The sequence below is a fragment of the Solemya elarraichensis gill symbiont genome (assembly GCF_002021095.1).
Lineage (GTDB): Bacteria > Pseudomonadota > Gammaproteobacteria > Chromatiales > Chromatiaceae.
In genome coordinates this window covers 1-5772 of the sequence record NZ_MPRK01000117.1, presented here as the reverse complement: position 1 = coordinate 5772, position 5772 = coordinate 1, and the positions used below count along the sequence as shown (strand labels likewise).

Sequence of the window (5772 nt, the reverse complement as noted above, 5' to 3'; positions counted from 1 at the left end):
TCTTGTTGGCAAGTGCTCGGATTTCTTTTTCGTTCATCGTGCTTATCTCCCGTAGGGGTTAATGATAAGCAGATACACAAACTAATTTACAGTCTCGGTTTTCATGCCATGGCCGTGAGATATCACTTGAAATGATATCTATTCCGGCATTGGATAGCTGAAATAACGATGCTGCTTGTTCAGCGATCTGCCGATTATCCGGATGTACCAGTTCTGTCACATCTTCAATGTGCCCGCCCCATTCTGTTGACTCGATTTTGCGTAATGGCACCCACACGCCTTTTTCCGGTACAGAATCGGGAGTGAACCCTGCAAGGGACATGGATTCCAGGGCGAGGGCATCAAGGGGATAGGGTTTTTCCTGAAGCCATGGTGCTTTACTGTTATTGATCTGAGTCTCTATGCGAACAAGCTCGGCCACGCTGTGCCTGCCATCTCCCTCAATTGACCTGGGGCTTCTTCGTATCGCATATAGCATTGTTCCATTGGTGATCAGCAATCGGTAACAGACACCCGGTGCCTCGCGTTCAACGAGTATCAATTTAGAAATGGCAGACGTCCTGTTATATGCAAATTCGAGTTTTCTATCGTTGGTAATGTCAACGGTGACGCCTTCACCTCTTTCTTTATCTGCAGGTTTGATCACGAGAGGCCAGCCGAGCCTGTCTGCAGCCAGCTTGGCATTCTCCAGGCTATCAACCATGATATGGACTGGCGCGGGAAGCCCGGACATACGAATCATGCTTGCTGTCTGAAGCTTGTTAAGTGTTAATGTGAATCCTATGGCGGAATCAGCATCCACTGAACTTCTGTCAATTAAACGTTTATTACATCCGCAGCCCAGCTGGTAAACCCCGTTCTCCAGGTGGCGAAAGGGTATTTGGTTCTGATGCGCTGTTTTAAGTATTGGTATTGTTGATATACCTGACTTGACCATGGACTGCAGAGGTTTCAGTACATTTGTCTGGATGGTTTTGTACAAGCTGTCGGGAGTATCGGTCGAATGGGTATTATTCAATACCCAATGTATTAACTCTGTCGCTGATCTATAGGCCCTGTTAATAATGTTTGTGGATAGGTTGTCAATCATGGGTACAGTGACCCTTGATTGCCATCTGTTTTGATCCTCTTTCATTCGTGAGACTGCAAGAATAATTCCAGGATCAAAAACAGGGATGCGGACAGTCTGCTGGAAATAGCGTCCTACCAGGAGAACTCTCCAGACAAGTGAGAAGACTATTTTTGTCTCGGAGTCATTCAACTCTATTGTTTGGTCTGGCTCCGGATCAATTTCAATCTCTAGCCTGTTTTTTAGCCACTTATCAATCGATTCGATATCAATGTTCCCTTTTGGAGCGGAAAAAGAGATAGTTATGGCATGACCGGGTTGTTGCAGTCCATCCCTGTCACCATGCTGGTTCTGCACGAACGATTGCTGCATTGTCATTGCTCGAGGTCAAGCTCAAGGATTGTCCAGGAATCCCTGCCGGGATGGCCAAAAGCATGTTTTTTGGGATTTGTGCCTGTCATCCGGTAACCAAATTTATTGATATACCAATGTATGACTTCAGGTCGGTCTGATTCAGTGCGTAAATGACGGATTCCTCGCTCACGCATCTCCTGTAAGCGGGCTTCCTGTAGTTGAAAACCGATTCCACCACCAAGATATTCCGGATCAACCGCAAGGCTTGCTGTTTCTGCATGCGTCTCATCGAGAACATAGTAACCGCAGGTACCAACAATTTTTCCCTGCAGTTCGGCAACGAATGTATTGTCGATCTCTATTCGATCACGTTCCGGAGCAGGGGTATTCGCATCTGCTTCGATTGGCGCCATATTCCACTCTGACAGGATTTCCATGACACGCCCCATGTCACCTGGCTTCATTTTCCGGATCGTAACTTGAGTCGCGCTCCAGTTGTCAGGATTTTCCAGGTGCAGTCGTTGACGTGTCTCTCCTGGTGATGCAATTGTTCGCCCGAGTTCACCGGCAATGCGGACAAGGCGTTTGATCAGCTTTTCATTACTGGCAGATTCCCGTTCGGCGTAGTCATAAAACGGATTATCTTCCAGTCCTACCCTTACGTTACCTCCCATGGTGATAGCGGCAGCATTAATGGGTAATTGATAACGTCCAATTCCTGCTGCTGCCCATGTCCAGTCCTGTGGAATCTCACGCACAAGATTGGCAAGATCCAGTGTGCGCCCGGGCACTGTGCCGAGTGAACCAAGCAGCAGGTTGATATAGCAGTGCAAGGGCAGCATTCCCTTGCGCTGCAGATAAAATGCGTAGTTCAGCATGCCGAGGTCAAATGCTTCCAGCTCAGGTATTATGCCCCTGTCGCGCATACGCTGACAGAGCCCTTGAACGGTTTCAGGGTCGTTAATCGATGCCTGCCTGGGGAAATTGAGTGATGCCAGGGTCAACGAGGCCATATCAGGCTTGGACTTTCCATCCAGTTCCAGGACTGCCGAGCGCTTTTCAAATTCGGGGTAAAGACGTCCGCTGGTTGTTGCCACCAGTACAACATCAGGATGATCGCTGCGGATCGACTCGAAAATATGACCGAAGATTTCCGGACGCCAGCTTGGGGTTCCGTCTATTTCATAGGCGTGAACATGAAGAATGCTTGCGCCTGCCTCTATGACAGCTCCGGCATTATCAGTGATCTCCTGAACACTACAGGGGATATTTGGGTTGCCTGCCATGTTGGCGATATTTCCTGATAGACAGGCATTGATAATCAAGGGATCCGGGCTAATGCCTTGCGGTGGATTACCGCCATATAGAGCCCCATTTGCTGGTAGTTTCATTCTCTATGAATCCGCAATAAAAAGATGAGTAAAATAAAAACTGTTTTAGACTATCACATTACTACAGCTATACCTTTACGATGAATAAAATCTAAATGAAAGTCTCTGAAATACGCTTTTTTGTCGGAGTGAATCTTTATTCGGATACCCCGGTATGCCGCCTCCGGATAGAAGCCGATCAGCCCGGTGAAATAGTCGACACACCAATACCCACCATTCTGCTGCAACGTAGCCTGAATTATTTCCCGAGGTTGCAAAAAGTACTGGAAACTCTCAACCCGGCAGGCGTTGAAAGTACGCATAGCGCTCATCTGTTACTGGCCCTGATTGAGCTGGTTGCTGCTGAGCTGGGATGGAAATTTACATACAAAAATATAGTGAGACTCCCTGAGGGTGATGGATTGGACCTCCTCTTCTCATTCGAGGAGCGCAGGGTTACAAACTTGACTGTCAACTTTGCTCTTGGGCTTCTGCAGCGATTGAAGGTTGTAAGGGAGGTCGATATACACAATCTTCGATCGACTCTGCAGCATGAGTTCCAGGCTTTTCTACAGCAAGCCATGCCTCTGTGCAGGAACATTGATACGCGCTACCTGCATCAGTCGGCTAAAGCCAGGGGTATTCCTGCAACGGAACTTTTGCATCCTCATTCCATCATTTTCGGACACGGCCGATACCAGAAGCGCATGTGGAAAAAGATGACGCCTGCTACCAGTTGGGCTGCGTTTCATATAGCCCAGAACAAACCGCTGACAAACCTTGAGCTGCGCCGTGTTGGACTGCCTGTAACGGACCAGGTTGTTGTAACCAACCGCGAGGCGGTGTCTCATGCAGCCAGGCAGTTGGGATATCCTCTTGTCGTTAAGCCGGCCAGTAGCGATATGGGGGTAGGGATTACGATCGGCATCCATGATGAGCAATCTCTGGTAGCAGCATTCGACAGGGCAAAGCGCTACTCCCCATCGGTTCTGCTGGAACGTTTCATTGAAGGAGATGAATTCCGGCTGCTTGTCATCAACGGAAAGCTGGTTGCTGCAGCGCATCGCGTGCCGGCACACGTGGTCGGTGATGGTCGCCATAGCATTAGGGAGCTGGTCGACCTTCTTAGCCGTGATCCGCGCCGTGGTACTGGAAAGCGATTGCCACTCAGCCTGGTTGAACTGGACCACGAGGCAGAGACTGTACTGGCTAAGGCAGGTTACACACTTGATGATATTCCTCCGCAAGGCAAGCAGGTGTTTCTGCGTTGGACAAGTAATCTTTCCAGGGGTGGAACCAGTATTGATGTGACCCCCATCGTGCACCCGGACAATGAGGCGATGGCTGTACTTGCGGCCCTGGTTATCGGTCTGGATATTGCTGGTATCGACTTTATCACACCGGATATTTCACGATCATGGAAGGATGTGGGAGGCAAGATTTGCGAGATCAATCCAACGCCCGGATTGCGTATGCACTATGCGTCTGCTGAGGGTGCGTCGCGAGATGTGGCGGCCCCCATCTTTGATATGCTTTTCCCTCCAGGAGAACCATCGCGTATACCGGTGGCTGTTATCACCGGGAGTAATGGAAAAACCACCACGACGCGTATGAGCGCGCATATTCTGCGTCATTCAGGTGCCTGTGTCGGCATCACTAGCACAGATGGTGTTTATGTGGATGACGAACAGGTTCGCGCGGGCGATCTGGCTGGTGGAACAGCTTCACAGCAACTGTTGATTGATCCCCGTATCGATGCAGCTGTGCTCGAGACTGCCCGTGGCGGTATTCTCAAGGTCGGTACAGGTATCGATCGCTGCGATGTCACGGCTGTTACCAATATTGCCGAGGAGCACCTTGGCGAACTAGGAGTGGAAACAAGGGAAGATATGGCGAAGGTCAAGGGACTGCTCGTGGAATTGGCACATAAGATGGTTGTTCTCGGTGCGGACGATCCCCTTACTGCCGGTCTTGCCGAACGCTCTCGTGCTGAACGTGTGTGTTTCATCAGCAAAATTGAGGATAACCCCCTGGTAGAGGAGCACATTGCTACAGGTCACCCTGCAGTGCGTCTGGAACAGGTCGAGAGCGAGACATGGCTGGTGCTGTACGATAACAAGAAGCGTTATCCGTTGTTATCGGCAGCCGATATTCCTGCCTCCCTGGGCGGTATAGCTCTTTTTAATCTTGAGAATGCGATGTGCGCGGCTGCTGTGACCTACGGGCTTGATCAGAACATCGAATCCATCGTCGAGTCACTTCGTACCTTTAAAAACGATTCATCCGTCAATCCTTGTCGGATGAATTTTATCGATGGCTTTCCTTTCACATTTGTAATAGACCATTGTCATACATACTACAGTCTTTCAGCTGTAGGGCCTGTAGTCAGGAAAATCGATGCTGACAAACGCATCCTTGTTTTTTCGATGCCTGGAAATCGAAGAGAGACGGATTTCAGCCTGGCGACGCAAGTGGCAGCTGAATATTTTGACGAATTCCACCTGTATACGATGGAAAAGTATCTGCGTGGACGAACGCAAAACGAGCTGACTGATCTGCTATTTCAGGGATTAAGGGAAGCCGGGATTCCTGAACAGGCCCTTTTTGCGCATGATTCTGAACACGAAGCCGTGAATAATGTGTTGGAAAGAGCGCAAGAGGGTGACCTGGTTCTTGTTGCCTCACTGAACTATGATGAATTGTACAAACAGATAATGGCATACATTGAAGCAGATTGAATTGATGAAGTGAGCGTTATGCGAGAAGGCGTCAAATCAAATGCACAGTTTCAGAGTTTTATTTTCAAGCACAACACTGGTCCCGCTTTTCATTCCCTCTCTGTTAAGGATGGTGGACAGCCTGTGGGCATCATCAGCATTCCCTCGATCGCTGCGCGCCAAGGAGAGAGAATCGAAGGCGCGTAGTCCCCGGTAGCCACTAGGCGAGACTGTTTTTCTGACGTGCGCCAGCGCCAAAGGA

General features: G+C 49.4%; 3 protein-coding genes. 1 reads left to right on the top strand and 2 read right to left on the bottom strand.

Features of this window, described 5'->3' with window-relative positions; genetic code table 11:
- Positions 1–58 precede the first annotated feature (58 nt).
- On the bottom strand, positions 59–1441 hold the full coding sequence (locus tag BOW51_RS06945; protein ID WP_153039631.1) for a hypothetical protein: 1383 nt from the start codon (positions 1439–1441) through the stop codon (positions 59–61).
- A 2-nt stretch (positions 1442–1443) separates the two neighbouring features.
- Positions 1444–2814, bottom strand: coding sequence for a GNAT family N-acetyltransferase (locus tag BOW51_RS06940; RefSeq protein WP_078477054.1), 1371 nt, complete (start codon positions 2812–2814; stop codon positions 1444–1446).
- A 95-nt stretch (positions 2815–2909) separates the two neighbouring features.
- On the opposite strand from BOW51_RS06940, the gene BOW51_RS06935 reads away from it, so the two are divergent.
- On the top strand, positions 2910–5531 hold the full coding sequence (locus tag BOW51_RS06935) for a Mur ligase family protein (protein ID WP_078477053.1): 2622 nt from the start codon (positions 2910–2912) through the stop codon (positions 5529–5531).
- Positions 5532–5772: the final 241 nt, after the last annotated feature.